A 26,776-nucleotide genomic window follows, 5' to 3' on the forward strand; every position below is an offset into this window, starting at 1 on the left:
TTCCAGGGGAGTTGAACGTGCCGGCCTCGGCAGTGGTGTCGTACGCGCGCATCCACGTTATGCAGACCTGCCGCCCGCGAGCTGTCCGGCATTGCACCGGACCGGGCGGTGGCCGGACCTCTCATCAGCGTCTCCGACGGCACCTCCCGGGCCTGGTGACACCACCCCCCAGGTCATCCGTTCGACAGGGGGACACAGTCATGCCGGGCCCGGAGGCCAACGGCCCTCTTGCAGGACCGCGAAGAACATAACGGGGTCCTCCAGCCAGGTCCGGGTGGACAGGCTGTTGTGGGAGGACAGGTTGTCGGTGACGATCCAGATCTCACCGGCCGGATTGGCGTCCTCGACCAGTTGAAGGAATTGCTGGTAGAAGACGCTGTTGCGGGAGGATGCGGCCATGGTGATCTGCTGGCCGTCCCGGATGCGTAAAGCCCCGTAGACCCAGGTCTTTTCTGCCCCGCGGCTGTAGTCGAGCTCGGACTTGATCCGGTGCCCGTCGGGTGACCAGCCCGGTGCGGGCGGAAAAGTGCGGGGGATCACCGGCCCCAGTTCGCCGGCGCAGATCACCGTCGCGCCGTCGGGTGGCTGGGTGTAGAGGCCGATGATCCGCGTCCTTTTCCCGCGAAGTCCGGGTCCTTTGAACGGGTCCAGGATCGGGTACGGCGCCAGCGCACCCCCTCGGCAACCAGGATCCTGCGCACCTGGGAGCGGCCGACCTCGATACCCAGCTGCCGGGCCTGGGCGGCCAGGGAGTCCAGCGTCCACTCGGCCGGCCCGGCTTCGTCGGCCGCCCACAGTTCCCCGCCCGGCTCCCACCGCAGCCGGCCCGGCGGCACCTGTTTGACCAGAGCGATGATCCGGGATCGCTCGGCCTCGGTGATCCGCCGCTTGCGGCCCTGCCCGCCCAGATCATCCAGCCCCTCCAGCCCGGAGCGGTTGAAGCGGTGCAGCCAGCAGCGGACCGTTTTCTCGCTGCAGCCCAGCTCCACCGCGATCGCCGGCACCCGCAGCCCCGACCAGCTCAGCTCGATCATCCGGGCCCGCATCACCACATCCCGCGGCGCCTTCCGCGCCCGCGACAACCGACGGACAACTGCCCGTTCGTCCTCGTCACAGCCCGGCCGTGCCCATAACACCATGCCCAGCACCCGCCCCCGAGCACCCCCAACTACCCCGCCACCAAGACATATACCCAACCAAAGCGGAATCCAGCACTACTGATCTTTTCGTAAGTTCGGTGGGTGTGGTGGGTGGATGGTCAGGCCGGTATGGGCGAGGAATGACCATGGCAGTCGGGGGTTGGCGTTGATGCGGTGGATGCCTTGCTCGGTAGCGTCGGCGACATCGGCGAGGTGGTCGCCGGCGAGGTTGGCGAGTTCACGTTTCTTGAGCGAGGACCACAGCAGTTCCACCGGGTTCAGCTCGGGAGCGTAGGCGGGTAATCGTTCCAGCGTGAGCCAGTCCTGTTCGGCGACCCAGGCCCGCATCGCCCGGCTCCAGTGGGCGGACAGGCCGTCCCAGACCAGGACCACTCGCTCGCCGCGGTAGAACGCCTTTATCTGCTCCAGGACCTCGATGAGTCCGGCGGTGTCGTAGCTGCCGGGCTTGAGGTGGAAGCACAGGCGAGCCCCGCGATCGGGATCGGTGGAGTGGTAGCCCAAGGCCCCGGCCATCGACGCGCGCTTCCAGTTCAGGCGGTGCCGCAGGAGCGGAGTCCGCCCTCGGGGCGAGTAGGTGCGGCGGATCTGCGGGAGCAGGGAGACGCCTGATTCGTCGAGGAAGACGATCCAGGCACGTGTGTTCACGGCCCCTTTTTGATCCGCGGCCACTCGTGCGCGATCCAGCGGGCGATCTCCGAATCGTCCCGCTCGACCGCCCGCCGCTCGGGCCGTTGCAGGCTCCATCCGAGCCGGCCGGTCAGCAGCCGCCACACCGATGCCCTCGACAACACCACCCCCGTTTCCTGGGTGACGACCGCGCCGACTCGTTCCAGGGTCCACAGGTCGGCCTCGAAACCATGAGCCTGGGCACCTTGCTCCAACGCGGCCCGGACCATCTCGACTTGGGCGTCGTCCAGCTTGGGTGGGCGTCCGGTAGCTGCCCGTCGCCGCAGGGCCGAAGCACCGCCGTGCTCCCACACCCGCCGCCAACGCCGCACGCTTTCGGCACACACCCCCACCGCCCTCGCGATGTCCGCATTCGAAACGCTGTCCTCGAACAACTCGACTGCCCGAACACGACGCGCCTCCGCCAACTGAGGCCGCGACAAAGGAGGAAGGGAGGAGCCGGCAACCGAACGGGAAGGTTGATAAGCCACCCCGACAGCCTCCCACCCACACAGCCACCACACCCACCGAACTTACGAAAAGATCAGTAGGCGGCGCGCAGGCCGGGGTTGAGGATGGTGACCAGCTGGTCGAGCTCCCCGGTCAGGACCGTGTGTTCCTCGGTCAGGCTCTGGACCCGCTTGGCCAGCGTCCGCAGGGCCGTCAGGAGCGGGGCGTGCGCGGGGTCGCTGGCCGGCCGGAGCCGGGCAAGGGTGGTGACGCGCTTGTCACCGGACAATGCGCTGTACTTGGCGCGGATGGCGTCGGGGGGCGGTGATCAGGAGGTGCGTGATCTGGTTGAGTGTCGCGGTGCGGGCCTTGATCGCCGAGCGGGCGGCGGTCTGCAGAGCGCGTATCCCGACGATGGCCCCGTCCTTCGGAGCGCTGGTCGCGCGTCCGGAGACGACGGCGCGGGCCGCGGCGTAGGCGTCGATCGGGTCGGACTTGCCGATCCTGCGGCGTTCGGCCTTGTCGGGCCGGTTGACCTCGACGACGACCAGGCCGGCCTGCCGGGCGGCGTGTGTGAAGCCGGAGCCGTAGGAGGACGTGCCCTCCACGCCGACGGCGGCGACGGTGCCGTGGGCCTCCAGGAAGGCGATCGCGGCGGCGTATCCAGCAGCGTTGGTGGGGAATTGGGCGTCGGCGAGGTGCCCGCCCCGGTCGGTCACCACGGCGACGTGGATGGTGTCAGCGTGCGAGTCCACCCCGCCGACCACGAACTGGTCCTCGTGTCCGCCGCCTCTGTGCCTGTCATGCTGGAGCTGCCTTTCTTGCCGAAGGTAGCTCCGGCCGGAAAGAGCAGACAGGACAGTCAGGGGGCCTCTTGCCAGGCTCCTATGAGGTCATGCTCCGCCCGGCCGGAGCCCTGGGAACCGGGGCCCCGGCGGTCGGACAGATCAAAGCAAGGACAGCCCAGCAGGACGTCAGTCAGTGATTGGGCCACAACCACCGGGGACCCGGATATCACTATGACTGTCGGTGATGGTGGAGATGGTCTCCTACGTGGTCGTCATCCCGTACGTCTGGGTGAGGCGGGAGACGATCTCGCCGGAGGTCAGGCCCTTCGCGGTCAGCGAGAGCACCAGGTCGTCCAGCGCACCCGTGCGGCGGGCGTGCACGGGCAGCAGCCGGGGCCGGAAGTGCCCAGCCTGTCTCTGGGGACTTGCACCGTCATGGCGCCAACCTCCGTCATGACCTTCCTGGCCCGGTAGCCGTTGCGCATGTTGCCGCCCGAGCGGGACCCGCGCCCGCCGATCCGGCCGGCCCCGGCGGCGAGGTGCTCGTCCATCTCGACCTCCAGGGCGGCCTGCATCAGATGCCGGGCCAGTTCGGGCAGCAAGCCCGCCCTCGCCCATCAGCCGCGGCCCCTGGTCGCCCTGGACCTTCTCGGCCGCGAACGCGGCCAGCTCCTCCAGCAATTCGCTGGACAGACCGTTCTCAGACAGGGCTGGGCCGATTTCGGAACCTGGCTCAGCAAGTTTCGGGCGTAGTGAGTTCGGCAGCGTTGCCACGATGAGCCGGGCAGAACCGCACCGATGGCGGCCACCAGTCCGGTGTGTGCGTCGGAGCTGACGAGCTGGACGCCGGACAAGCCGCGGGCGATCAATGAGGATTTTCAGCAGTAGCTCTCAAGGGTGAGGACGGCTTTGGCTGCGGTGGTGAGCCAGGTGGGGCTGCAGCGGGCTTTGCGGAAGATCCGCCAGGTCTTCAATCGGGCCATGCCGCGCTCGACCGGGTAGCGCAGGCGGGCATGAGCCCTGTTCAGCGATAGCTGCCGGCGGTTGAGTTCTTTGCCGGGAGAACGTCGGATCGGGGTGGTGATGGTGCCGCCGGCACCGAGGTAGCCGAGGTCGGCCAGGACCGGGATACCGAGTCTGCGGCAGGTGTCGATGATCCGGTGGGTGCGGGCGGCGGTGAGGTCGTGGGTGCGACCGGGCAGCGCCTTCGAGATCCATACGATGGTGCCGTCCGGATCGGTGACGACCTGCAGGTTCACACCGTGACGCCGGTGCTTTCCCGAGTAGTCCCCGCGGCCGTCACCGACCCGGTCGCACTCCGCGAGGGTGCCGTCCACCAGCACGTATTCCGCCCGGGCCTTCACTTCACGCAGGGCCCGCGTCAGCCCCGGAGCCCGGCGCGCCAGCAGGCCCACCACGGAGCGGACATAGGCGTGCGCGGTCCCGACGCTGATGCGGAAACCAGCGGCGATCTGGGCCAGCGTGGTGTGCTGGCGCAAGTACACGAGCGCGACAACCGCACGCGCGGACGGACGGAGCTTGCACCGGCGGTCACCCTCACGAAGGACGATCAGCATCGTGACCGTCTCCACGAGGGCATGCGGGAGGTCGAGTGCGGCAGGATACGTAATCAACGGGGCTCCCCGGCAACCGAGATCAGATGTCAGATACCTCTCTCAACTGCCTGGGAGCCTCGTCCGTTGCCCTGCCAGCCATCCCCTTGCATCACTCGATCAGTGGCCACCCTGAAAACGCTCAATGAGCGCAGGAGGCGAGCCAGCCGGCACCGTCCTCGCTGGAGGCGACGTCGATGCCGAGGATCTCGCGGTGGCCGTCGGCGTTCACGCCGACCGCGATCAGCGCGTGGCCGTTGATGATGCGGCCGCCCTCGCGGACCTTCTGGGTCAGGGCGTCGATCCAGACGAATGCGTAAGGGCCTTGGTCCAGGGGTCGGTTGCGGAATAATGCGGCGACCTGTTCGTCCAGGTTTCTTGGCCATCGCACTGACCTGGGACTCGACAGTTGTGTGACGCCGAGGGGCTCGGCGAGTTTCTCGACCCGGCGCGTACGGACACCGAGCAGGTAGGCGGCGGCGACCACTGAGATCAGGGCCTGCTCAGCCCGCCGACGTCGCTCCAGCCGCCAGTGCGGGAAGTAGCTCCCGGACCTGAGCTTGGGGATGGCGAGTTCGACGGTGCCGGCGCGGGTGTCCCACTCGCGCGGGCGATATCCGTTGCGGTGGTTGACGCGTTCGTCGCTGACCTGCCCGTATTCGGCGTTGCAGAGGGCATCCGCCTGGGCGGACATGAGCGCGTCAGTGAACGTCTTGACCATCGCGCGCAGCAGATCGGGGCTCGCCGCGGCGAGAATTGTCCTCGGCGAGGGCGTGCAGGGGCACACTGTCAGGCGTGGTCATCGTGCTGATCTCCTTCGAGGCTGCGACACTTCGAAGATCAGCCGGTGGCCGTTCATCCATGCGGGCACCATCCCGATGCCGGAGCAAACCCCCGGATCAGGTCGAACCCGTACACCACTTCTCTGGACGCACCTTGGGCCGACGACGGCTGCGCCGGACCCGGCCCCGGGCTCGGTGGAAGCAGAGTCGCCGCCGCGCGGAAGAGGATCCGCGAGCTGGAAAGGCGATCGCCCCGTGACACCCCCCGCCGCGTCGCCCGGCTCCTGCTCACCCACCCCGAGTACCTGGGGACCAAGGACATCGACCTGCTCGGCCTCCTCGTCGCGGCGTGCCCGGAGATGACCGAACTCGCTGGACGCACCGGCGAGTTGGCCCCGTTCCTGACTCCGGCCCAGGCCAACGACGACAAGCTCACCCAGTGGATCGCCACAGTCCGCACCACTGGCCTGCCCCATCTGCACAGCTTCTGCAACGGCCTGGAACTCGACCGCGCTGCCGTGAACGCCGGCCTCACCCTGCCCCACCACAACGGCCGGACCGAGGGCGTCAATACCCGAACCAAGAAGATCATGCGGCAGATGCACGGCCGAGCAGGATTCGCCCTCCTCCGTCACCGCATCCTCCTGCAATGGGGAGAACGCACCGTCACCACCGACTACGGAACAGAGCCGTTGACTGGACAGGCCTGGCGTGGGTTGCCTTCTCCTGTGCCGGGCGAAGACAACCCACGTGCGATGCTTCTGGCGGGGGAGCCAGGCTCTATTGGCATCGCGTCCTTATTGGATCAGGAACGGGCAGCTGCTGAGTGAGCATGGGCTACTCCATGATCGATTCTGGTGGGCGAGGGTGCGCGGGCTGTGCCGCGACGTTCGTGGGTGGCGGAACTCATGGGTGGCAGGTGTAGGCGAGGAGTGGGCCACTGCCTTCGCATCCGGCAGCCTGGGGGAGTACCCCCGGCCCGGTGTCCGTCCACGGTCTGATCCAACAGAGGCGTGTTCCGGCAGCGGTTCCGGAAGTCGGCGTGTCGACCGTGGACGTCCTGTCGTCCGGTCGTAAGGAAGAATTGCCGTGACTGCTCGGTGTTGACCCGCACAAGTCCACTCACACCGCTACCGCCGTCGACCCTGTCTGCCGGGGGCTCGCTGAGGATCGAGGCGAGCCTGGCGGACTACCGGCGTCTCTTGACCTGGGGCCGCCGCTGGCCGCAGCGTAAGTGGGTGGTGCAGAACGCCAACGGGCTCGGCCGCCTGGCTCAGTGGCTTCTCGCCCGCGGGGAGAGCGTCGTGGACGAGTCCGTCGGCTCACCCGTGGCGGTGGCCGCAAGAATGACCGGTTCGACGCTGCCGCCGCAGCCACGGCCCACATCCACGAAGACGGGCGTGAGGTGAACGTGGACGACCACAGCCCTGGCCCTGCTCACGATGCGCCAACCTCGCCCAGGCCCGGGTCCGCACCGTCAACCAGCTGCACGCGGTGCTGCGTGACCTGCTGCCCGGTGGGGCTCCGCCTCAGCTGTCGGCGGACCAGGCCGCCACACTGTTGCGCACGGTCCGCCCCGCCGGCGCCGTCGAAAAGATCCGCAAAGACCTTGCCCGTGATCTGGTCACGGAGATCCGGGCGCTGGACAAGCGGATGGCGGAAAACGCCGTACGCATGGAGGAACTCGTCGAGTCCTCGGGCAGCACGCTGATGAGCACGCCCGACGGCCCTGGAAGACCTTCCCCAGGTCGAGTTGGCCACCGCCGAGTGGATCGACTGGATACTGTCACCGGCGCCTGCACGGTGAAGAGGCTACGGTCCCACCCGTCGAGTACGAGACCAACTACTACACGGACCTCACAAAACCCCAGTTCACAGCCACAATCTGAGAGGTCTACCGAACCGGGGCGGTTCAGAAGCCCCTGATAAGTTTGACGCACGACGGGATTCGCTTCAGTGCGTTATGCCCTGTGGTCGTGGTCGCTGCTTGCGGCGGCGATGCCTTGGCAGATGTCCAGGTCGGTGGGAGCGGCGCGGCGGTCGCGGAGAGCGTTCAGGCGGCGGACGAGGTGGTTGCAGGACGCCATGGCGGCCAAGCCGATGAGGATGGCGAGGCCCATGCCTATGACGACACTCAAACCCCCTATCGCGGCAATCACAAAGGTCTGCGGCGGGGTCATGACTTGTGAGTTCATTGTTTCATTCCGGGGCGGCTGGACGTTGACGATGGTGATGCTCCATGCGTGATGATTCGCGCGAGCGCCTGACTGAGTCCTTTCGGCCTGCATCCGGAAGAGTGTCACTTGACTGCTGATCAGGCTAGGGATGCTCACAGGGAAACGCGATGGTATTCAGTGCGGGGCGCGGTTTCTGCGGGTCAGTCGTGCTGTGCGCCTGTGGGCAGGGTGCGCAGCTGCATGGTGCCGGCGGAGGTGGTGCCGAAGGCGTAGTCCATCAGCTTGGCGGCGTCCTGGAATCGGTCTTGGTCATTGAGGAGTACTCCGACGACAGTTTTGCCGTTGCGGAGTGCGGAGAAGACGAGGCAGGGGCCGGCCGGCGTGTTGGTGCCGGTCTTGACACCGGTCGCGCCGCTGTAGGAACCCAGTAGCTTATTAGTGTTGTACCAGGTATAGGTGCGGGTGCCGTTCGTGCTCGTTGTCGCGTACTGGACGGTCTTCGTCTTCTTTACGATGCCCATAAACGTCGTGTTCTTCATAGCACTACGGGTGAGCTTGGCGAGGTCGAGCGGTGTCGTGTAGTTCGTGTTCTGCGTCGAGTTGCCGTCGAAGGAGTCGAAGTGAGTGTTCGTCAGGCCCATGACCTCGGCCTTGCTGTTCATCTTGCCGATAAACGATTGGGTGCGTGCCGAGAGGGTCGTGCCCGTGCCGAAGGTGTCCGCGAGGGCCATCGCGGCGTCACAACCTGAGGGCAGCATCATCGCGTGCAGCAGCTGGCGGACGGTGACCTTGTCGCCGGTCTTCAGGTCCGCCGTGCTTGCTCCCTGGGTGGTCACATAATCCCGGTAGGCCTGCTTGATGGTCACCTTACGGCCGAGGTTCAGCTCTGGTGTGCCCAGCACCACACGCGCCGTCATGATCTTGGTAGTGCTGGCCATGGGCCGCCTGGTGCCGGCGTCCTTGCTGTAGAGCGTGGAGCCGGTGACGCTGTCGAGCATCAACGCCGCCTTGGCGCTGACCGAGGGGGCGGGCACAGGCAGGGCAGGCGCAGCCAGGGCAGGCGCAGCCACGGCGGCGCTCGCCAGCAGCGCACCAGTGGTAGCTGTGACGGCCACGGCTCGCCGGAAACGAACCTCGTGCAGACAAGTGGACAACGTGAAATCTCCCAACACGGCGCATCGACTGTGCCGCTGGCTCAGCACGACAGGAGGACCCGGCGACTGGGAGCGGGCCCGCTGGTCACCTTGCCAGACGGTTTCACGAGGAAAGACGGAAGATCAACGCCGTCGGCCTGGGTAGTCACCACTCAACTGCTGCAGAGCCAGGCATAGGTTCGGCGAGGCGGCGAGTCATCCCTGGCGTTCTCTCCACGTGCAAAGGCAACTCGAGCCGACCGACGTCGGTCCAGTCATGGCCACCGCGGCCAGGACGCCCGCAACCTGCCTCCCGGCTTGCCACGACAGACGTGGGGAAAACGCCGGTTTTGCGGCGCAGAAGCCTACAGTCGTCGGATCACGAACCGGGCCCGCGTCGAGCTTCCGCCCTGGGACCGCGCAGAACGACGGGTACTGGGGGAGCGCCCGTCGCAGCCTAAGCGGCCGAGGAAGATTCGCCTGCTGCTCCGTCGGCACCTCACTTGACATGCTGACCGGCGTCGCGGGCCGCTGACGGCCGTCGAGGATTGCTTTATGCGACACGAGGCTGCTTGAGCTGAGTGGACTCACCGGCGGGGTAGTGCTTCATGACTATGGACGTCAGTTCTCAGGTCCTCAGGATCCACGTCTCGTGTGGTCAAGATCAGGGGTGAAGGCCCAACGCCGGGTAGGTACTGACTTCGACTTGTTAGGGTGATCTTCTTCGACGTCTCTGATGGGCCTGGAGTGTTGAGCAGAACATCAAGCCGCCGGAAGTCGCACGACGCCTGAGGGTGAGCCCGAAGTCGGCTTACCAGTGGCAGCAGATGTGGCGGGACGGTGGCGTGCAGGCCTTGGTCTCTCGTGGCTCGAGTGGATCGCGATGCCGCCTGTCCCCGCGCTGTCTGGAAAAGCTGGCTGCGTACATCGATGAGGGGCCTGCCGCGCATGGCTGGGTGGAGGACCAGGTGTGGACTGCTGCCCGGGTGGCCACGCTGATCGGCAGGAAGTTCCACGTCTCCTACAGCGTCTCGGGTGCCACGAGGCTGATGCACCGGCTCGGCTTCAGTCCTCAGGTACCCGCGCGGCGGGTGGTCGAGCACGATGAGCAGGCCGTGACCGTGTGGAAGGAGGCGACCTGGGCCGAGGTAAAAGAGCTCGGGCGGCGTGCGGGGGCTACGACCTCTTCTCGGCGGCCGCCGGCGTCCAGCGCACAGGCTGGCAGCGTCGGCGACTGGCCTCGTTGATCAGCGATGCAGTGAGCAGCGAGTACTCACGCCCGTGGGGGCGGCCGCTCGTTTTATGGAGTCATGAATCTGCGAAGCAACGTTCAGCGCGTCGTTGCAGGGGGCTGCGCTGCCGTGGCGGTCATCCTGTGCACTGCCGGGTGTCAGACGACACCTACCTCCTCACATTCTGCGCCCGACCGTCCGCGCAGTGTGCAGCAGAAGACGGCGTCTGCAGTTGGCGGTGAGAGGGGATCCGTGGATCCGTGCACTCTTGTTTCGGCCTCGGACCTTTCCGGCATCCTGAACACTCCTGTTATCAAGCAGGCAGGCCCTCTCGAGGAGTTCAGGGGAAGGTCGTGCAAGTACACCTTTGCAGATGGGAGCGCGGTGGGGGAGGGCGGCATGGCCATCACAACGTGGCATGGGCAGTCATTTTTTTCTCCGGAAACGCTAGGCCTAGCAAAGGTCGCGGGCGTCGGAGATGAAGCGGCCTCAGGGAACGGTGTCACGATGGTCCGCGATGGAGAGGAAGTGCTCCAAGTGCAGATACTGTCACCATCGAAAAGCCAAGCCAGCCTCCAAGTGGCCCGAGCTGCCATCGCCGGCCTGGTGGAGGGATCGTAAGGTCTCGGAGCTTTGAACCTTGAAGTGTTGTGACGGTCCGCCGACGGAGTCGGTGGACCGTTTTCGCGTTGCAGGCTGAGGCTGGGCAGGGCCGCGGCCCCGAGTGTCGTCTCGGGTTGGCGCTGGGGTCCACTGTTCCAGGTGTTGAGGTGCTGTCGTGGGGACGGGGAAATCTGCCGAACTGGGCTTGATCCGCTTTGACGGACATCCGAGATCAGGGGTTCAGCCCCGGGAGGATGTCCATCATGGAGAGCATGGGGAAGAAGAAGCCTCGCCCTCGTCGCTCGTTCACGCCGGAGTTCAAGGCGGAGATCGTCGAGCTGTGTCGACGCGGTGACCGCTCGGTCGGTCAGATCGCCAAGGACTTCGATCTGACCGAGACCGCGGTGCGTGACTGGGTGAAGCAGGCCGAGGTCGATGCGGGCGAGCGGGACGGCCTGACCAGCAGCGAACGTGAGGAACTGGCCGCACTGCGGCGGGAGAACCGCCGTCTGCGTGAGGACGTCGACATCCTCAAGCGGGCCACGGCTTTCTTCGCGAAGGAGACCCGGTGACGGTGCACCCGTTCATCGAGGCGGAGAAGCGTGCAGGTCACAGCGTCAAACGAGCGTGTGAGCTGCTGAAGGTCTCCAGGACCGCCTTCTATGCCCGCCGCGCTGCCAAGCCTGGTCCCCGCGCGGTCCGTGACGCCGAGCTGGCGGAACAGATCGCCGACGTCCATACGAGATCGCGGGGAACCTACGGCGCCCCGCGCGTCCATGCCGTGCTCAAGCGGGCAGGCGCCGGATGTGGCCGCCGACGTGTCGCGCGGCTGATGCGGGCTGCCGGCCTGCAGGGCCGACACCGCAGACGACGGCACCTGACGACGATCCCCGATCCACGAGTTGCCCTGCGGCCCGATCTCGTCGTCCGGGACTTCCAGCCCGACCCCGCCGGCCTGGATGCCCGCTGGTGCGGCGACATCACCTACATCGCCACGGAGGAGGGCTGGCTCTATCTGGCCACCGTCATCGACATCGCCTCCCGTCGCGTGGTCGGCTGGGCGACAGCCGACCACCTGCGGACCGATCTGGTCGCCGATGCCCTCACGGCCGCCTGCCGCAAGCGCCGTCCCACCCGGCCGGTGATCTTTCACTCGGATCGTGGCTGTCAGTACACGAGCCAGCAATTCGCCGCGCTGGCAGACCAGTTGGGGGTGCGTCTGTCGGTCGGCCGCACCGGACAATGCTGGGACAACGCACTCGCCGAGTCGTTCTTCGCCACCGTCAAAGGGAGCTGCTCGACGCCGTCTCCTGGCCCAGCCGGGCCGCCGCCCGCACCGCGATCTTTGATTTCATCGAGGGCTGGTACAACTTGCACCGTCTGCACAGCAGCCTCGGCTATCGCAGTCCCGCCGAATACGAGACCGCACTCGCAGCCTGACCACCACACCGATGGTGTCCGTCAAAGCGGAACAAGCTCAGAACGATCAGTGAGCTTGTTCAGCTTGGCACCGATCGGGTGACGGCCGTCTCCGCGAAGTTGCCGATCACTGCAGGCCGTGCCGCGGTCAACCTTCGGCACCCATTCACCTTGGGGAGTGGCCGCTGAAGAGGCTCAGTCGCATGCCTTCGGGCCAGCCATTAGGACGTCGCCGGTGATTTCGGCGCGTCCAGGCGCCGTTTCGCGGATTTCGCCGTCCGCCTCGATGGCTGGTGTCCAGGCGGATGCCGAAACCTTCAGCATGCGCTCGTGGATCGCATCTGTGATCACCATGCCGACCGAGTAGGACAGGGTGGATTCAACTGGTTGTCGCAACACCCTGATCTCGGAGGTGTGCGACGTGGCCACGGCGGACTGGAGTTTGAAGACCAGCGATGTTCCGGAGGGGCGGCGTCGGCAGTGGCGCGCTGACCGTGCGTTGCGGCCGGCGATGCGTTCGCCGGGGCGGCCTGATCCTTCTCGGGTCGTGCAGCGCCAGTTCTGGCGACTGATCGCCACGGGGGTCACGACGGTGGAGGCGTCGTTGGTGGTCGGCGTGTCGTGGCCGGTGGGTGCGAGGTGGTTTCGTCACGCTGGCGGCATGCCTCCGATCTCGTTGGCCGAGCCCTCGGGCCGGTACCTCACGTTCGAAGAGCGCGAGGAGATCGCGATCCTCATGGCGATGAGCAAGGGCGTGCGCGAGATCGCCCGCGCCCTGGGGCGAGACCCCGGGACAATCTCTCGCGAACTGCGCCGCAACGCCGCCACGCGCGGCGGCAAGCAGGAATACCGCGCGACGGTCGCCCAGTGGAAGGCTCAGCAGGCGGCCAAGCGCCCGAAGAACGCGAAACTCCTGGGTAACGACCGGTTGCGTGAGTACGTAGAGGACCGGCTCGCCGGCAGCATCCGTCGCCCCGACAAGATGACCGTCACCGGGCCCAAGACGCCCGCATGGAAAGGGCTGAACAAGCCGCACCGTCAGGACAGACGTTGGGCGACGGCATGGAGTCCGGAGCAGATTTCGCACCGACTCCGTGTCGACTTCCCCGATGATGAGTCCATGCGCATCAGCCACGAAGCGATCTACCAGGCGCTGTTCATCGAAGGCCGTGGCGCGCTCAAGCGGGAACTGGTGACGTGCCTGCGCACCGGCCGGGCGCTGCGGGCTCCCCGTGCACGGTCGCAGAACAAGCCGCAGGGGCATGTCACCGCGGACGTCGTCCTCAGCGAACGCCCCGCCGAGGCCACGGACCGCGCGGTCCCCGGACACTGGGAAGGCGATTTGATTATCGGGACGGGCCGCTCCGCGATCGGCACGCTTGTCGAGCGCAGCAGCCGCTCCACGCTCCTGGTGCACCTGCCCCGTCTGGAGGGCTGGGGCGAGAATCCGCCCACCGTCCGCCGACCAGCGGCGATGACGCTTATAGACCGTCTCCCAGGGCTCGAAGCGCTCCGGCAAATCCCGCCATTGCACTCCCGTGCGCACGCGATACAGCACCCCGTTGATCACCCGGCGGTGATCGCTCCACCGGCCCCCACGCGCACCACCGTCGGCGTGCGCTGGAAGACTTCTGATGGTCGTCTTGGACACGTCCGCGCCGTAGACCTCGGCCAGGTGGGCGGAAATCCCCCCGTGAGGCCCTTGGCGGACAGCGAGAGCACCATCTCGTCCACGCCGGTCAGCCGGCGCTGCCGCTTCTTGACGATGGCCTGCTCGAAGGAGCTCTCCCGGTCGCGGGGCGCGTCGATCTCGACCGGCCCGATGTCCGTCAGGACCGCCTTGGAGCGGGCGCCGTTGCGGGAGTTGCCGCCGTCCTTGCCCGCAGGATCGTGCTTGCCATAGCCGAGATGGTCGGTGATCTAGCCCTCCAGGGCGGACTCCAGAACCTTCTTGCTCTAGTAGACTGTCGCGACTAAGTGTCTTCCTGGTTGGTGGAGTTGGCCGAGCGAGCGTCACTTGTCGCTTCCGTTCGGCCGGGCAGGGGTGCCGTGTCCTCGCAGAAGAAGTATCCGGTCGCGTTGTGTGCCGAAGATCGTCGGGCTTTGGAGCGCGTGACGACGACGGGGGTCCGCAGCGCGTCGATGATCAGGCGGGCGCGGGTGCTGCTCGCGTTGGACACCTCGGCCGGCGCGGTCGCTCCGCGGGTGGTGATCGCGGACCGGGTCGGGGTCTCGTGCGATACGGTCCGCCTGATCTCGAAGCGGTACGCGGAGACCGGTGGTGATGTGTGGGCCACGGTCGGCCGGAAGGCACGCGCACTCCCGCCGGTACCCTCCGCAGTGACCGGCGAGGTCGAGGCGCGGTTGATCGCACTGGCCTGCTCGACGCCGCCCAAGGGACACGCCAGGTGGTCGCTGCGCCTGCTGGAGAAGCACGTCGCGCTGGTCGAGGACATCCCGGACCTGGACCACTCCACGATCGGCCGGGTGTTAAAAAACGGAATTGCGTCCTCATGTGAAGAAGTGCTGGACCATCCCGCCGGCTGCGAATGCGGCTTTCGCCGCGGCGATGGAGGACGTCCTGGCGGTCTACCGCCGACCCTTCGATCCGGCGCGCCCGGTGGTGTGCATGGATGAGAAGCCGTACCAGCCGCTCGGTCACGTCCGCGATCCGCTTCCCGCACGGCCGGGCCGTGACCGGCGCGAGGACAACGAGTACGTCCGCTCGGGGACCTGCTCGATCTTCTGCTGGGTCGAGCCGCTGCGCGGATGGCGGCGCGTGGACGCGCAGTCCCGCCGGACCAGGGTCGACTGGGCGCACCAGGTCGAGCACCTGCTGACCGTGGACTACCCCGACGCCGCCACGGTCGTGCTGGTCATGGACAACCTCAACACCCACACCACAGCCTCGCTCTATGAGGCGTTCGACCCGGCGAGGGCCTTCGCGCTCGCCCAGCGCCTGGAGATCCACCACACACCCAAACACGGTTCCTGGCTCAACATCGCCGAGATCGAGTTGTCCGCACTCACCCGCCAGTGCCTGGACCGCCGCATCCACGACCTCGCCGTGCTCAACACCGAACTCGCCGCCTGGCAGCAGTACACCAACAGCAACCAGCGCCAAGTCGACTGGCACTTCACCACCGACGACGCACGCGTGAAACTGCGCCACCTCTACCCAACAACACAGAGAAATTAAGGCGCGACAGTCTACTAGCTGCTGCAGCAGCCCGCCCTCGCCAGTCGGCTGCAGCCCCTTGCTGCGGGCCTGCTCGACGAGCTGGTCGATCTGCTCGACCGTCGCGGCTTCCACGAAGAATCCGCCTGGTCATCGGCGTCCACGAACTCGGTCATGGTGTCACTCACTTGATGCCTCTTCCATGATCAATTACACGGTGAGCGCACAGACCCCCTGCCCCGCGGCTGTGTGCGACGGTCTGGGACCGAGTCCACCGTGATGTGATCCGTTGTGACGGGGCCCACCCTGGGCCGGGCTTTTGTCCCCGTATCCCTCTGCGTGTCAGCAACGTTCGCGCACAGAGCATGTGGGCGGCTTCAGTGGCCATGTCGGAGGTGGGATTGAGGTGGTGCTTGGCCCGTACCCCCACCGTACGGGCCAAGCGTGAGGTGAGGTGGTGTCTGTGAGGTTTCCTAGTTCACAGGGCAGTCAGCTGGTCTGTGTATCGGACTGCCTCAAGCGGGGCCCGTTCGAACCTTGAGGGTGGTGCTCATCTGCAGGCGTGCGCCTGAAATGATCGGACGTGGGCGCGGGAGGCGTTTGGCGCGGTGCTGGCCGGTCTTACGGCTGGGGGCGGCGGGTGGCGCGGCTGTTGTGGGGCTCAGAAGGCGAACACGGTGTTGCCGCTGGTTGCGGCCTCCTTTTCGCATGGGTTGGCGAATGTGTGTTGCCAGGAGATGCGCTGTCCCTGCCACACACCGTCGACGCCGATTGTCACGGGTGCGTAGATCTTCGTGCAGGGTTGGCCGCCTGCTGGAGAGATGAGAGTGCTGAGGTGGCCGGCCGTCTGCCGCAGCTCTCTGCATGCCGGGGCGGGTGAGGGATGTGTTCCGGTAGGGCGAGGCGTACAGCTGAGAGTTACTGCTCGCTGGATGGCGGTCTCGAAACCCTCACCGCGTGCGGTCGTCAGGACGAGCGCCGAAGGGGCGTAGAGGCTGCCAGGCCCGGCGTGAGCAGACGGGGCAGTAGCCGTGAGTCCGGCTGCAGCGAGCACAGCTGTTGCAAGAGCCGTGAGTTTGCGCATGGACGGTTTGCTCCTTCGTTAAGGAGTGTCAGGACGGAGTGGAGTCTGTTCTGGGCAGGTCCACTCCGCTACCCGGACGGACCCGTTCTGGACGGGCGAAGCGCAGGTGGAGTCGATGGAGCTGGGAAGGCATGTGTGCAGGTCGCGGAGGACTTGAAAAAATCACGAAGGAATGTATTCACACGCTAGGGGAGCGACTTGTTCTAGTCTTCGCCTTGGTAAGCCCTTGCCTGGCAGCGCAAAGTTGGCCAGAAGCCCATGACGGGCAGGAGCGGCGGCGATACTTCGGCTGATCGCCGCTGCGGCGAAGGCGCGCGTTCGTCAGGGATCTTCGCCGTCCGGCAGTCACCGGATTGGAGGTTTCTGGCTCCGGCAGGCACCCGGATCAACTGCCCTCAGCTTCAACAACCCTGCTGTGACAGGGCGTTGGTGCAGTAGGGGTCGGACCGGGGCGCGGTACTGGCCTTGGGACCAGCCCGTTTCCCCGGCCCGCCCTCCGCACCGGACATGCGACTCTCACCGCATCCGGCGCTCCACGGACTCCCTTGGGACCGCGCGGTTCACACCGTCGCGGCCCTCGCCCACGGTGTCGGGACTGTATCCACGCCAGCGATAGCGGGTCACCTTCACCCGCTGCGGGACGAACAGCATGATCCCGTCCTCTGCGGGCCGCCAACCGGGCTCGCCGGTCAAGTAGCGGCGCCGCAGAGTCCTCCAGTCGATCCCGGGATGCTGCTTCCTCAGCCACAACGTCACTCGACGCCAGCAGAAGTCGTCGAGATAGTGGAACGTGGCTGTGGACGACCCGAACCGGAAGTAGTAACACCATCCCCGCACCGCCGAGTTGAGCTGGCGGAGCAGGTCGGCGAGAGTGCGTTGACCTCTCTTGTTCGTCATCGCCCGCACCTTGCCCGTGATGGAGGCCAGCGCCTTCTTCGACGGATAGGTGTAGACGTAGTGCTCGCTGGTGCCCTTCTTGCGCCTCCGCTGGATGTGAAAGCCGAGAAAGTCCAGCCCCTCGTCGATATGGCAGACCCAGGTCTTGGCCACGGACAGGCGGAGCCCCAGAGGGGCGAGCACGGCCGTGACCTCCTCCCACAGCGCGTCCGCGTGAGCTCGGGCGCCGCACACCATGATCAGAAAATCGTCCGCGTAGCGGACGATCCGGTATGTCGCCCCTCCGCGTCGACGGTGTGCTGTCCGCCTGCCGCCGTTGCCGTGAGCGTCCCACTTGGCACAGAAGTGTTCATCCAGCGCCGAGAGGGCGATGTTCGCCAACAGCGGTGAGGCGATCCCGCCTTGGGGTGTGCCGGTGTTCGTGTCCCTGGTCTCGCCATCGGCGGACATGATGCCCGCCTTCAGGAACGCCTTGACCAGGGCGAGAACCCGCTTGTCTCCGACTCGTCGGCGCATCCGCTCCAGGAGAGCGGAGTGTGCGATGTTGTCGAAGCACGCTTCGATGTCCGCATCCAGCACCCAGTGGTAGCCCTTGGTGCCGAAGTGGTGCACCTCAGCGATCGCGTCATGGGCTCGTCGTTCGGGGCGAAAGCCGTAGCTGACCGGCTTGAAGGACGCCTCGAAGATCGGCTCCAGGACCAGCACGAGCGCGGCTTGCACGAGCCTGTCCATCGCGGTGGGAATCCCCAGCCTCCTGAGCTTTCCCCCGCTGCCCGGCTTGGGGATCATGCGCTCCCGCACCGGCAGAGGGGTGAACGTGCGGGCCTTCAACTGCTCCCGCGTGTTCTTCAGGAAGGCCACGATGTCGGCGTCGGCGGCGATGAAGGCCGGGATGACCCGGTCCACGCCGGCGGTGCGCGCGCCCTTATTGCCCCTCACCCTCTCCCACGCGACGGTGAGGAAATCGATGTTCGGGAGGGCAGGCGGCAGCATCCGGGCCGCGTGCGGACCGGATGACGGTGAGACGGGCCGGTCAGGCTGATGCCGGGGTGAATGACGACTTGGTGGCCGAGGGCCTGGAGCTGGCGGACAAGATCGCGGGTCTTGCGGGCGGTGTCGAGGTGGCGGCGGTGCCAGTCGGCGCCGAGCTCCTGGTAGGAGGCGTCTGGGTCGTTGATCAGGTGCCAGGCGATGACGAGTATCGAGCGGGCGACGGCGACCAGGGCTTTGGCGTGTCCGCGGCGTTTGACGATGCGGCGGTAGCGGGCGCCGAGGAAGATGCCGGTGCGGGCGGCGGCATTGGCGGCCTCGCCGGGGGCGCCCTTGAGCCAGGGGTTGCCCTGCCCGGCCGGACCCGTGCTGTTCTTCGCGCCGGACTGGATGGTGCGGGGACACAACTTCGCCCAGGAGACGAGGTGCTCGGGCGTGGGGAACTGGCTCATGTCCGCGCTGGTCTCGGCGAGGATGATCTGTGCGGTGGCCGGTCCGGTCCCGGGGACGGCGTCCAGCTTCTCGGCCAGAACCCGTGCACTGACTGTCGTGGCGGGCTCGCTCCCGGTGCCCGAGCGGTCTGGCGGGGTGGTGATCTCCTCCAGCGTCCGGGCGATCAGCCGGTTGAGTTCGCCTAACTGTGCGGTGAGGTGGCCGACGGTGCCCGGCAGCAGCCTCAGGAGCCGGGCGTGGTGGTCTTCGAACTGCCCGGTCAGGGCCTCGATGAGGGCCGGCTTCTTCTTGGCCAAGTTGCCTTTGGCGAGGTCGGTCAGGGTGCGCGGATTGCGTTCTCCGGCGACCAGGGCATCGAGCATGGCTCGCCCGGACATGCCGAACAGGTCCGAGACGACGTCGGACAGTTTGATCTGCGCGTCCTGCAGGGCCTTGTCCACGCGGTGCTTGTGCCGGGTGCGTTCCTGGACGAACACGGTGCGGGTGCGGGTGAAATCCTGCAGCTGCCTCACCGACTTCGCGGGACGAACGAGGCCCGGTTCATGCCGTGTTCGGCAAGCCTGGCCAGCCAGACCGCGTCCAGCTTGTCGGTCTTCGGGCGCCCGGGGACGTTCTTCACGTCCCGCGCGTTGACCAGCCAGCAGTCCAGGCCGCGAGCCTCCAGCAGGTAGAAGAACGGGCGCCAGTACGATCCCGTCGCTTCGATGACCACCCGCTCGACGCCCTGGCAGACCAGCCGGTCACCGAGTTCGAGGATCGTGTTCGTAGTCGAGGCGACGGTCCAGACCTTCTGAACGCGACGGCCCTCGATGGTGTCGTGCGGGACGCGCAGGCAGATCATCCCGGACGCCTTCGCGATGTCGATCGCCGCGACCCTGGCGACGGTGCCGTCGTCGTGGTCTTTTTCTCAACTCCTCCATGACGCACCCCCTTGTTGTGCTGGTGCAGGCAGGGGCTGCCCGGGAAGCCAAAGGGGTAACGGAGAAGCTGATCGGCGTGCTCAAGGCGACAGCGTGCGGCCCCCTCGGACGGCTCCCTCACAGACTCCTACGCGGGCTCAGGGCCCAAACATCAAGCGGCGTCGGCGGACAGCCCCTGCACCGATTTTCACGCCTGCGGGGCGTCACCGCAGGTGAACGGTCGACTCTTAGAGGTCGCCCCGGGTGTGCACTCGTACAGGGCCACGGCATCGGCCGTGAACTCGTCCCAGTAGTACCTTCATCGCCATCGTCGGTCTTCTCGCTTCCTACGGATCAACCAGATCCAGTATCAGCGTGTCCACCGCTCAGGGGGAGGCTCCGCGGACGGCCCCGCTGAACACCCGGCCAGCTCATCGCGGAAGAAGGCCAAGACTCTTGCGGACTGAGCCTACCTGCAACGACGTGAGATCGCGTATGCGCGATTCTGTCACCCGTGCACTGAACATCATCCCGTGCACTGAACATCATTAGGAGTCGAAGAAGACGCCACAAGCCGTCGTCCGCTGATGCCGTCTTTGAAAACGCAGCTCAGGGACGCGCACTGGCTGTTGGAATTTCAGGCGGCGGTGAGGCGTGCCCAATGGGTGGTGCGGCCGTCGGGGTGGGGGTGGGTGCCGTGGGTGTCGGCGAGCATGGTGACGATGGTCAGGCCGCGGCCGTGTTCGTCGTCGCTGCAGGAGCTGGTCCAGGGGCCTTGGTGGGGGGCGGGACCGCCGTCGGTGACACCGATCCAGATGCGGCTGCCGGTTGGTTCACGGTGCAGATGCAGGGCGATGGGTGCCTGAGCGTGTTCGACGGCGTTCGTGACCAGTTCGGAAACGATCAGAACAGCTGCGTCGGTTGCCTCGGTGTCGGTCCGCCAGTTCTGGAGGGTCACCTGGGCGAGGTGCCGGGCCGTTCCCGCTGCCTGGGGCCGGTGTTCCAGTGCCTGGGTGAGGTCCCGGTCGTGGTTGTCCACAGCGTGACGCGGTAGGGGAATCGGTTTTGGCCGGTTGCTGGGCGCGGCTTCGTGGCCGGGGCGCTCACCTGTTGCAGTGCCGCCGGACGGGCCGGGGAAGCGGCGGTCGAAAACGGCGGCGTACATGATGATCACTTCCAGGAGGGGCGGCGTCTGGCTCGTCTGGTTGTTCATCTACTGACCACCCTCCTCCCGCCCATCCGCAGCACCCTGAGCAACCCGTACTCAAACAGGCAACGCTCGTATTCCACATGGAAGGAAACCTTTGAGACGAAATTGCGCTCGCGGCGGTGCGTCGCATTCCGCGTCGTCTCAGGAATGGCGGGGCCTTCCGCGACGTGCAGGTCAGGTCCGCCAACATCTGGTCAGACAGTGGGCGAGATCGCCCGACTCCGGCTTGTGCTCAGAAACCTGCTTCAGCGCCCGCTCGAGCCGGGAGCCCTCACCGTATATCTGGGTGTTACTGACTTTCCGTTGAGTTGTCGTGTTGAGCGGTCGGTGCGTCGTCAGATGCGGCGCAGGCCGGCGTGGAGAAGGTGGTCACGCTCGGGGTTTGCCGCTGACGGCGGTTGATGAGCATGCTCTGTGGCGCGGCATGGAGGATCTTTACTCAGGTAGGCCAGTCGGTCGTCGGATAGTTTCTTCCCTGAGTCTTACGCGTCAAGATCGAGAAACTTCCCTCATGTCGCCGACTTGTGAGGCGAGACATGGTGGGTTTATCTATTCCTTGCAATTTTTAGTGGAAGCTGCGCGTTGCATCTTGCAGAAATCCCCTGAGTTCAATGAGTCCGCGATTGCCGGCCAAGTCCAGAATGGGAACTGTCCGCGACTTGCTGCAGTCGACGGGCTGCGTCTCATAGCTGCGGTAGCGGTGGCTGCTTACCACTATCTGGGGACGACCACTCCACACTTCTGGAGCAAGACTGACCTCGCAGAGTTCGCCCCGTTCCTGCATGCGGCTAGCCGCTACGGATGGCTCGGCGTCGAATTTTTCTTTATGATCAGTGGATTTGTTATTTGCATGAGCTGCTGGGGGCGGAGCCCAGCACAGTTTGTCGTCTCCCGTCTTGCGCGGATTTTCCCAGGCTACTGGTGCTCGGTGGTCCTGGTCGTCGTGCTTGTCCTGGCTGCCCGGCTCGGCCATTGGCCGGCAGCCACGCCAATGGATCCTCGTACGGTCGTGGGAAACCTGACGATGGTTCCGGGACCTCTGGGGCTCGACCTGCTCAACGGCGTCACTTGGACGCTCTGGGTAGAGGCACGTTTCTATCTGCTGATAACAACGCTGCTTGCCATAGGATTGACCTATCAGCGAATGGTGCTTTTCTGTAGCGCTTGGCTGCTGGCTGGTGTATTCACCCGGGAGACTGGCTCACTCCTGCTCAATGAGTTCGTGCTGAGCCAGTATGCCGGTCTTTTCGTCGCCGGGATTACGCTCTATCTCATGCGCAGGTTCGGTCGTAACCTGCTGCTATGGCTCCTGCTAGGTTTCGCATGGTGCTATGAACTCACCGTGCTCCAATTCCGAGTGGCTTCTCATGCGACCACGTTCAGCGGTGTCGGTCGGCTGTCCTGGCTTGTGTGTGCAGTTCTGCTCGCGATTTGTCTCGGCTTGCTGGCTATGGCTGGAGTCGGACCTCTGGCGCGAGTTCAGTGGGGCTGGCTGGTCACCGCGGGCGGGCTCACCTACCCGTTCTATCTCGTGCATCAGAGCATCGGAATTCCGCTAGCCAAGGGGCTGCTGCTGGAGCTGCCGGGGCTGGGACTCTGGCCTGCGATGTCGCTTTCACTCACCTGCATGCTGGGATTGGCCTTCCTCATCTGCAGACTGGTCGAACGTCCGCTCGGCCGCCTCATGCGGCAGCGACTACTAACACGTGGCTGGAACCTACAAGACGTCACAGCGGGCCGATAGCGGCGCGTCTCGTCTGGAAACTGTTCACCAGTATGAAGGGTGCTCGCAGAGCCGTCACGCCGAGGGCTTATATCGCCCTCCAGCGGCTTGCGCCGTCACGTAAGCGACCGTCGGCGGCTATCGCGGATCACGAGTACGTGAGCGCTCACCCCGGACCTGTCTGCGGTGCGACTGGCTCTCGTGCGCGGGGTGGCGGCCGCAGTGAGCGCTTGGTCAGCCAAAGAGGTCGCGGACGCGCAGGGTGCGCATTCTGCGTCGGCGCTGCGGGCCGTTCAGACCGTCGGGAGCCATGATGGTGGCGGGCGGTTTCCACTGGGCATGGTAGGCGTTCCAGAAGTCGTTCCATGCAGCCGTTTCGGTGGGGCCGTGCCCGGTGATGTGGGTGCCGGGGCATGTGACGGTGAAGCCGTCGGGGGTCAGCTGGACGGACACGCCAGTGTTCGGCATCGCCACCACCTCCATGCAGGTCGTGCGGTGTGAGACTGCCCTTCAGTGTGACGACCAATAGCGCCATGTACCAGCCGAACCGTTACCCATCTCTGAAACGGGGACCCGACACCAGGGGGAGAGGTGGGGTATCGGGGTGTGAGCAGTGAGCCTTTTTCATCCTCAGTCTGAGTTGGCCAGATGGAGGGTGAGGGCGGCTTGGACGAGGCTGGTGATTCGGGTCGTCGAGCACCGGAGTTTACGGAGGAGCCGCCAGGACTTGAGGGTGGCGATGGCTTGTTCGACCAGTGCACGGACCTTTGCGTGGGACCGGTTGACGGCCTGCTGTCCGGCGGAGAGGCTGTCCCATCGGCCGCGGTAGGGGAGGCGGACGGTGCCGCCTGCGCCCTGGTAGCCCTTGTCCGCCCAGCAGTTGATGCCGGCCTCGGCGAGAGCGTCGATGATGCCGTGCTCGCGTGCGGCCCGGACGTCATGGACGGCACCGGCCAGAGCCGGTGGAGCCCACAGGAGGCGGCCCTTCGGGTCGGCTAGGACCTGCACGTTCATGCCGTGTTTCTTGTGTTTTGCCCGAGTAGAAGGGCTGGTCGGCGGCGATCCGGTCGATCGGCAGAAGTGTCCCGTCCAGGATCAGGTACGCCTTCATCGACGCGGCCCGTACTGCTTCGGCGAGCGTGGGGGCGAGGGCGGCCAGGAGCTCGACGGCCTCGGTGATGTACCGGTAGACGGTGGTGGTGCCGATCCCGAAACCGGCCGCCAGTTGGGCATAGGGGTGGCCGTTGCGGAGATGGACGAGGGTGAGCAGGGCCTGGCGGCCTGCGCTCAGGCGCCGCCATCGGGTGCCGAGAGCGCGCCGGCGTTCCCTCAGGCGGGCGGCGAGGAAGCGGCACGCGGCGCTGGACACGTCGACGCCGGACAGGTAGACAAGCATGCGAAGCTCCTGGTGGAGACGGTTCTCTTGGTCGAAAACCCATCTACCAGGGGCTTCATCCATCTGTCAGGCCAACTGCCCAGCCAACGCACGAGGTTGGAAAAGGCTCAGTGCAAGACCGTGGCGCCACGCCGTCCGTTACCGATTACGACGTGGTGCGCGACTGAGGTCGGGGTGCGTCGGCCTGGCGGGTTGGCTGGTGGGTGATTACCGCAGGGCGGTGCGGTCGGAGACCAGTCCGGCGATCGCGAGGTGGGTCTGGTCGTAGTATTCGCGGCGTCCGATGTACCGCTGGAGCGGGCGCCACTGCTTGTGCTCGGCGTTGGCGTGCTCGACCGGGATCCTGGCCGAGGATTGGGCTTTGCGCTCCGCTTGCCAGGCGGCGGTGTCGTCGGCGGCGGCGGCATCTTTGGCGGGTTTCTTCGGCGGGCGGTCACCTGGTCGGGAAAGGCCTTGGCCAGGCCCCGGTACCCGGCGTCGACCTGCTTTCACCTCGGGGTACCGCTCGAACAGGTCCCAGGCTCGCCGGCCGGCCGCAGCAGTGCGGCGAGTCCGGCCGGGTTCAGCTTCTCGACCACGCGGCGCACGGTGTCCATCGACGCCGCAGGCCGCAGGCCGCACGCCCAGCGCACCGCGCGGCGCAAAGCCCAGCCGTTCCAGCGTGTGCTGCGGGGCACGCCCGAGCCGCTGCCCGATCGCCGCGTACGAACGGCCCCCGGCCGCCACCGCGCAGGCCGCCGCGCGAACCAGCGCGAGCAGCGGATACCGGCGCCCGCGCCGGTCCCGCGGGTCCCACGCCTCGGGCCCGTCACCCACACCGGTGACGACGCAGGACAGCACAGCCGCGGACATGGAAGACTCACACTGAAGCTCCGTTGGTGGTAGCCGACTTGAGAGGTCACTCACCCCAACGGAGCTTCGGTCTATCCGGTCACACCCCCGATGACCAGCCACTTCACAAGATCGCGCCGACCTTGCAACAGCCTTGGCTGACCAGGGGCTTCACCCCCACCGAGAAGAGCGTCAACCGGGCCCTGGCCGCGGCACCGGCACCGGTCGAACGCGGCGTCGCCCGCCTGAAGTCCTGGCGGATCTTCCGCAGATCCCGATGCAGTCCCAACCACATGACGTCAACGCCAAAGCCGTCCACACCCTGGAGCGTCAACGCTGAAGAAGCTCAATGCAGCACTTGAGTACTGATTACCCCATCACCCTCGGAATCTGAAGACGTATGACGCATCGACAAAGCCCATAGCGAAGAGGAACGAATGTCATGCGTACTTTGATCCCCAGGGCAACACGGTTCGCCGTCGCAGCAGCTGTGCTCAGTGGTGCCGCGCTCTCGCTGGGCGGCCAGGCTCACGCTTCCTCGGCAGTCGCCGCGCAGCTTCAGGTGGCTCCCGAGACGGGCTGGGGGTACGTGAATACGAGCGGGATGTTCCGTTTTGACTCCGGGTCCGCTTATCTTTCAGCGCCTGCCTCACAGTCGGGTAGCAGCTCCGGTTCGGTCCAGGTTCGCCGCGATAATGGTCCGGCACACAAGTTCACAGTGAGGCTGTCCGGTATGGGCACCTCTGAGAACAAGAACATGCCGGGAGTCGTCCACGTAACGAGAGGCCTGCATCAGATCGGCTCGCCAGCTGGATCCTTGACCGCTGACGGGCACTGCACTCCTTCCACACCCCAGTCAATCGATGGCGATCTCCTGGTCGACGTTAAATGTTACAACCAATCCGACCAGTACGATATGAATGCCACTTTCACTCTCACCTACGCACAGGGCAGCGGAATTGAGGGCACGGGCAGCCGAACGATGATGCGGGTGGACAGCCCCCCAACCTCTACTCAGTCTGTTACGCCGCCTCTGCAAGGCAGCACCACCGGCAAGGTCGCTACCGTCAGCGGCACCGGGACAGCGGGAAGCTATCTTGTGCACCTGCCCGTCCTGTCAGGCCCTTCAGCTTTGGCCGTGACGGCCACGCTCGATTCAGGCTTCGACAAGTCTTGCTCTCTGGGCAGTACCTCACTCGTAGGATCACCCGCATGGCAAGAGGTACAGGTGAAATGTACACGCACGAGCACGGGGCAGCCCGTAAATTCTGCCTTCTCCGTTACCGACGTTGCACAGACTAACTTCGCCGGCTCCTACTATCGCCTGTCTGCCGCTCACGCTCAGGTCCCTCTGATCCCGGTCAGTGATAATCTTACGTCTCCCGCCATCCGCTACAACCGCATATACGGAAGCGACTCGGGGGGAGTGTTCGTTCAACATGCGGCCTCCGGCCGCTACAACGTGCTGCTGGCCAACCAGCAGTGGAGCGACACAAAAACCAACGCTGCCACTGTAATGGTGACCCCTCAGAAAAGCACTGCCTCCTGCGTCGTCGATGACACCCACTACGACTCGGGATCTAACTATCAGACCGCAGTGATCGATTGCCGTAACAATAAGGGAGAACACACAGACTCCGCATTTCACCTCACCTATATGGCCAAACAGTGAACCGGAGTCATCTCTGCCGGATCAAAGCGGCTGTGGCAGTAGATGACATTCGATTCAGGGTCCACGAGGCTCCGCGGAAGATGCGCCAGAACCTGGCATCCTGCGCCGACAGTTGATCATTAGACAACGCGTTTGAGGGGCCAGCTGGCGACTTTGCGTTTAGTATCGCGGGGGTTGGCCCGGCGTCGGCGTGGTGGCAGGAGGCGTTCGAGGAGTTCAGCGTGGGTGGCCTTGACCGCGCGGGCGAGTCGGCTTGAGTTCTAGCAGTTGTTGCAGCACCCCAGTTCACAGGGTTTGTTCGACGGAGTTCGAGATCGGCACTTTCGGCCCATGCAGCAGGGCTGCAGCAACAGTGAAGCCTGCCGGATCGCCGGGATCGACATCCGGACTGGCAAGAAGTGGCGCAAGGCACCGCTCACG

The 26,776-nt window shown here is 65.8% G+C and carries 26 protein-coding genes and 10 pseudogenes; 12 read left to right on the forward strand and 24 right to left on the reverse strand.

Translation table 11 applies throughout. The annotated features are described in order from the left end of the window. Positions 1-198: 198 nt before the first annotated feature. From OG985_RS45125 to OG985_RS45175, 11 genes and pseudogenes are all read right to left on the reverse strand, one after another. Entirely contained in the window at positions 199-567 is a 369-nt protein-coding gene (locus OG985_RS45125) for a transposase (RefSeq protein WP_371666760.1), read from the reverse strand. Continuing rightward, complete coding sequence (locus tag OG985_RS45130) at positions 564-1,046, reverse strand: transposase (RefSeq protein ID WP_371666735.1); 483 nt, start codon at positions 1,044-1,046, stop codon at positions 564-566. Before OG985_RS45130 ends, OG985_RS45125 begins: the two co-directional genes overlap by 4 nt. Positions 1,047-1,214: 168 nt before the next feature. Beyond that, a complete protein-coding gene (locus OG985_RS45135) occupies positions 1,215-1,805 on the reverse strand; it encodes an IS630 family transposase (protein WP_371666678.1) in 591 nt (196 codons plus the stop codon). Next, positions 1,802-2,350: a winged helix-turn-helix domain-containing protein gene (locus OG985_RS45140; protein WP_371674162.1), complete on the reverse strand. Its 549-nt coding sequence runs from the start codon at positions 2,348-2,350 to the stop codon at positions 1,802-1,804. Before OG985_RS45140 ends, OG985_RS45135 begins: the two co-directional genes overlap by 4 nt. A 20-nt stretch (positions 2,351-2,370) precedes the next feature. After that, complete coding sequence (locus tag OG985_RS45145; RefSeq protein WP_371666759.1) at positions 2,371-2,565, reverse strand: hypothetical protein; 195 nt, start codon at positions 2,563-2,565, stop codon at positions 2,371-2,373. Then, entirely contained in the window at positions 2,555-3,031 is a 477-nt protein-coding gene (locus tag OG985_RS45150; RefSeq protein ID WP_371666757.1) for a transposase, read from the reverse strand. Before OG985_RS45150 ends, OG985_RS45145 begins: the two co-directional genes overlap by 11 nt. A 294-nt stretch (positions 3,032-3,325) precedes the next feature. After that, the gene (locus OG985_RS45155) at positions 3,326-3,445 is read right to left on the reverse strand and encodes a hypothetical protein (RefSeq protein ID WP_371674163.1); all 120 of its coding nucleotides are present in this window, start codon (positions 3,443-3,445) and stop codon (positions 3,326-3,328) included. Continuing rightward, positions 3,397-3,666: a transposase gene (locus tag OG985_RS45160; protein WP_371674164.1), complete on the reverse strand. Its 270-nt coding sequence runs from the start codon at positions 3,664-3,666 to the stop codon at positions 3,397-3,399. The genes OG985_RS45155 and OG985_RS45160 overlap by 49 nt, the downstream gene beginning before the upstream one ends. 90 nt (positions 3,667-3,756) lie before the next feature. Beyond that, a pseudogene (locus OG985_RS45165) lies at positions 3,757-3,939 on the reverse strand (transposase); the annotation flags it as partial. A 3-nt stretch (positions 3,940-3,942) separates the two neighbouring features. Beyond that, on the reverse strand, positions 3,943-4,698 hold the full coding sequence (locus tag OG985_RS45170) for a transposase family protein (RefSeq protein ID WP_371666485.1): 756 nt from the start codon (positions 4,696-4,698) through the stop codon (positions 3,943-3,945). A 136-nt stretch (positions 4,699-4,834) separates the two neighbouring features. Beyond that, a pseudogene (locus OG985_RS45175) lies at positions 4,835-5,480 on the reverse strand (transposase); the annotation flags it as partial. 230 nt (positions 5,481-5,710) lie between these two features. On the opposite strand from OG985_RS45175, the pseudogene OG985_RS45180 reads away from it, so the two are divergent. Further along, a pseudogene (locus OG985_RS45180) lies at positions 5,711-6,106 on the forward strand (transposase); the annotation flags it as partial. 1,314 nt (positions 6,107-7,420) lie between these two features. Here OG985_RS45180 and OG985_RS45185 read toward each other — a convergent pair. Then, positions 7,421-7,597: a hypothetical protein gene (locus tag OG985_RS45185; RefSeq protein ID WP_371666756.1), complete on the reverse strand. Its 177-nt coding sequence runs from the start codon at positions 7,595-7,597 to the stop codon at positions 7,421-7,423. A gap of 239 nt (positions 7,598-7,836) precedes the next feature. Beyond that, positions 7,837-8,751 carry a D-alanyl-D-alanine carboxypeptidase family protein gene (locus tag OG985_RS45190; RefSeq protein ID WP_371666755.1) on the reverse strand — a complete coding sequence of 305 codons (915 nt, stop codon included), beginning with the start codon at positions 8,749-8,751 and terminating at the stop codon, positions 7,837-7,839. A 779-nt stretch (positions 8,752-9,530) separates the two neighbouring features. Here OG985_RS45190 and OG985_RS45195 point away from each other — a divergent pair. The 5 genes and pseudogenes from OG985_RS45195 to OG985_RS45215 all read left to right on the forward strand — a co-directional run bounded on the left by OG985_RS45195 (position 9,531) and on the right by OG985_RS45215 (position 12,044). Continuing rightward, a complete protein-coding gene (locus OG985_RS45195) occupies positions 9,531-10,016 on the forward strand; it encodes a transposase (protein ID WP_371674250.1) in 486 nt (161 codons plus the stop codon). A gap of 192 nt (positions 10,017-10,208) precedes the next feature. After that, positions 10,209-10,622 (forward strand): hypothetical protein, encoded by a 414-nt coding sequence (locus OG985_RS45200; RefSeq protein ID WP_371666753.1) that lies wholly within the window; start codon positions 10,209-10,211, stop codon positions 10,620-10,622. 245 nt (positions 10,623-10,867) lie between these two features. Then, complete coding sequence (locus tag OG985_RS45205; RefSeq protein ID WP_053743648.1) at positions 10,868-11,176, forward strand: IS3 family transposase; 309 nt, start codon at positions 10,868-10,870, stop codon at positions 11,174-11,176. Positions 11,177-11,178: 2 nt separating this feature from the next. Beyond that, positions 11,179-11,889 (forward strand): annotated as a pseudogene (locus OG985_RS45210) (IS3 family transposase); the annotation flags it as partial. Further along, complete coding sequence (locus tag OG985_RS45215) at positions 11,847-12,044, forward strand: IS3 family transposase (RefSeq protein ID WP_371666820.1); 198 nt, start codon at positions 11,847-11,849, stop codon at positions 12,042-12,044. The pseudogene OG985_RS45210 and the gene OG985_RS45215, both read left to right, overlap by 43 nt. Before the next feature lie 175 nt (positions 12,045-12,219). Here OG985_RS45215 and OG985_RS45220 read toward each other — a convergent pair. Then, positions 12,220-12,395 (reverse strand): annotated as a pseudogene (locus OG985_RS45220) (IS1380 family transposase); the annotation flags it as partial. A gap of 289 nt (positions 12,396-12,684) precedes the next feature. Here OG985_RS45220 and OG985_RS45225 point away from each other — a divergent pair. Continuing rightward, positions 12,685-13,494, forward strand: a pseudogene (locus OG985_RS45225) (IS30 family transposase); the annotation flags it as partial. Here OG985_RS45225 and OG985_RS45230 read toward each other — a convergent pair. Beyond that, a pseudogene (locus tag OG985_RS45230) lies at positions 13,477-13,674 on the reverse strand (transposase); the annotation flags it as partial. The pseudogenes OG985_RS45225 and OG985_RS45230 sit on opposite strands and share 18 nt — an antisense overlap. Further along, positions 13,657-13,979: pseudogene (locus tag OG985_RS45235) on the reverse strand (transposase); the annotation flags it as partial. The pseudogenes OG985_RS45230 and OG985_RS45235, both read right to left, overlap by 18 nt. 156 nt (positions 13,980-14,135) lie before the next feature. Here OG985_RS45235 and OG985_RS45240 point away from each other — a divergent pair. Together OG985_RS45240 and OG985_RS45245 are read left to right on the forward strand one after the other, a co-directional pair. Beyond that, positions 14,136-14,660, forward strand: a complete 525-nt coding sequence (locus OG985_RS45240; protein WP_371674165.1) for a helix-turn-helix domain-containing protein — start codon at positions 14,136-14,138, stop codon at positions 14,658-14,660. Continuing rightward, on the forward strand, positions 14,557-15,222 hold the full coding sequence (locus tag OG985_RS45245; protein ID WP_371674226.1) for an IS630 family transposase: 666 nt from the start codon (positions 14,557-14,559) through the stop codon (positions 15,220-15,222). The genes OG985_RS45240 and OG985_RS45245 overlap by 104 nt, the downstream gene beginning before the upstream one ends. Positions 15,223-15,862: 640 nt before the next feature. On the opposite strand, the gene OG985_RS45250 is transcribed toward OG985_RS45245, so the two are convergent. The 5 genes from OG985_RS45250 to OG985_RS45270 all read right to left on the reverse strand — a co-directional run bounded on the left by OG985_RS45250 (position 15,863) and on the right by OG985_RS45270 (position 20,737). Continuing rightward, positions 15,863-16,285, reverse strand: a complete 423-nt coding sequence (locus OG985_RS45250) for a subtilase-type protease inhibitor (protein ID WP_371666749.1) — start codon at positions 16,283-16,285, stop codon at positions 15,863-15,865. A gap of 516 nt (positions 16,286-16,801) precedes the next feature. Further along, complete coding sequence (gene ltrA / locus OG985_RS45255) at positions 16,802-18,121, reverse strand: group II intron reverse transcriptase/maturase (RefSeq protein ID WP_371674166.1); 1,320 nt, start codon at positions 18,119-18,121, stop codon at positions 16,802-16,804. Next, complete coding sequence (locus tag OG985_RS45260; protein ID WP_371666746.1) at positions 18,118-19,137, reverse strand: transposase; 1,020 nt, start codon at positions 19,135-19,137, stop codon at positions 18,118-18,120. The genes ltrA and OG985_RS45260 overlap by 4 nt, the downstream gene beginning before the upstream one ends. After that, complete coding sequence (locus OG985_RS45265; protein WP_371674694.1) at positions 19,134-19,490, reverse strand: transposase; 357 nt, start codon at positions 19,488-19,490, stop codon at positions 19,134-19,136. The genes OG985_RS45260 and OG985_RS45265 overlap by 4 nt, the downstream gene beginning before the upstream one ends. 671 nt (positions 19,491-20,161) lie before the next feature. Further along, complete coding sequence (locus tag OG985_RS45270; protein ID WP_371666745.1) at positions 20,162-20,737, reverse strand: ATP-binding protein; 576 nt, start codon at positions 20,735-20,737, stop codon at positions 20,162-20,164. 379 nt (positions 20,738-21,116) lie between these two features. Between OG985_RS45270 and OG985_RS45275 the strand changes: the two genes are divergently transcribed. Next, positions 21,117-22,478 carry an acyltransferase family protein gene (locus tag OG985_RS45275; RefSeq protein WP_371666744.1) on the forward strand — a complete coding sequence of 454 codons (1,362 nt, stop codon included), beginning with the start codon at positions 21,117-21,119 and terminating at the stop codon, positions 22,476-22,478. Positions 22,479-22,691: 213 nt separating this feature from the next. Here the strand turns inward: OG985_RS45275 and OG985_RS45280 are convergent, their stop codons facing one another. The 3 genes and pseudogenes from OG985_RS45280 to OG985_RS45290 all read right to left on the reverse strand — a co-directional run bounded on the left by OG985_RS45280 (position 22,692) and on the right by OG985_RS45290 (position 24,705). After that, the gene (locus OG985_RS45280) at positions 22,692-22,925 is read right to left on the reverse strand and encodes a hypothetical protein (RefSeq protein ID WP_371666743.1); all 234 of its coding nucleotides are present in this window, start codon (positions 22,923-22,925) and stop codon (positions 22,692-22,694) included. Between the two features lie 162 nt (positions 22,926-23,087). Continuing rightward, positions 23,088-23,853 (reverse strand): annotated as a pseudogene (locus OG985_RS45285) (IS5 family transposase). A gap of 207 nt (positions 23,854-24,060) precedes the next feature. Continuing rightward, positions 24,061-24,705, reverse strand: coding sequence for a hypothetical protein (locus OG985_RS45290; RefSeq protein ID WP_371666742.1), 645 nt, complete (start codon positions 24,703-24,705; stop codon positions 24,061-24,063). 131 nt (positions 24,706-24,836) lie between these two features. Between OG985_RS45290 and OG985_RS45295 the strand changes: the two are divergent. Beyond that, positions 24,837-25,024 (forward strand): annotated as a pseudogene (locus tag OG985_RS45295) (IS5/IS1182 family transposase); the annotation flags it as partial. Positions 25,025-25,126: 102 nt separating this feature from the next. After that, positions 25,127-26,356 (forward strand): hypothetical protein, encoded by a 1,230-nt coding sequence (locus tag OG985_RS45300; RefSeq protein WP_371666741.1) that lies wholly within the window; start codon positions 25,127-25,129, stop codon positions 26,354-26,356. Positions 26,357-26,776 lie beyond the last annotated feature (420 nt).

The organism is Streptomyces sp. NBC_00289 (assembly GCF_041435115.1).
GTDB lineage: Bacteria > Actinomycetota > Actinomycetes > Streptomycetales > Streptomycetaceae > Streptomyces.

Coding starts and splice junctions, on each gene's coding strand:
- OG985_RS45130 (WP_371666735.1), bottom strand. CDS start 1,046: ATGCGGGCCCGGATGATCGAGCTGAGCTGGTCGGGGCTGCGGGTGCCG.
- OG985_RS45205 (WP_053743648.1), top strand. CDS start 10,868: ATGGAGAGCATGGGGAAGAAGAAGCCTCGCCCTCGTCGCTCGTTCACG.
- OG985_RS45215 (WP_371666820.1), top strand. CDS start 11,847: ATGCTGGGACAACGCACTCGCCGAGTCGTTCTTCGCCACCGTCAAAGG.
- OG985_RS45250 (WP_371666749.1), bottom strand. CDS start 16,285: ATGCGCAAACTCACGGCTCTTGCAACAGCTGTGCTCGCTGCAGCCGGA.
- OG985_RS45270 (WP_371666745.1), bottom strand. CDS start 20,737: ATGAACAACCAGACGAGCCAGACGCCGCCCCTCCTGGAAGTGATCATC.
- OG985_RS45280 (WP_371666743.1), bottom strand. CDS start 22,925: ATGCCGAACACTGGCGTGTCCGTCCAGCTGACCCCCGACGGCTTCACC.
- OG985_RS45290 (WP_371666742.1), bottom strand. CDS start 24,705: ATGTCCGCGGCTGTGCTGTCCTGCGTCGTCACCGGTGTGGGTGACGGG.
- OG985_RS45300 (WP_371666741.1), top strand. CDS start 25,127: ATGCGTACTTTGATCCCCAGGGCAACACGGTTCGCCGTCGCAGCAGCT.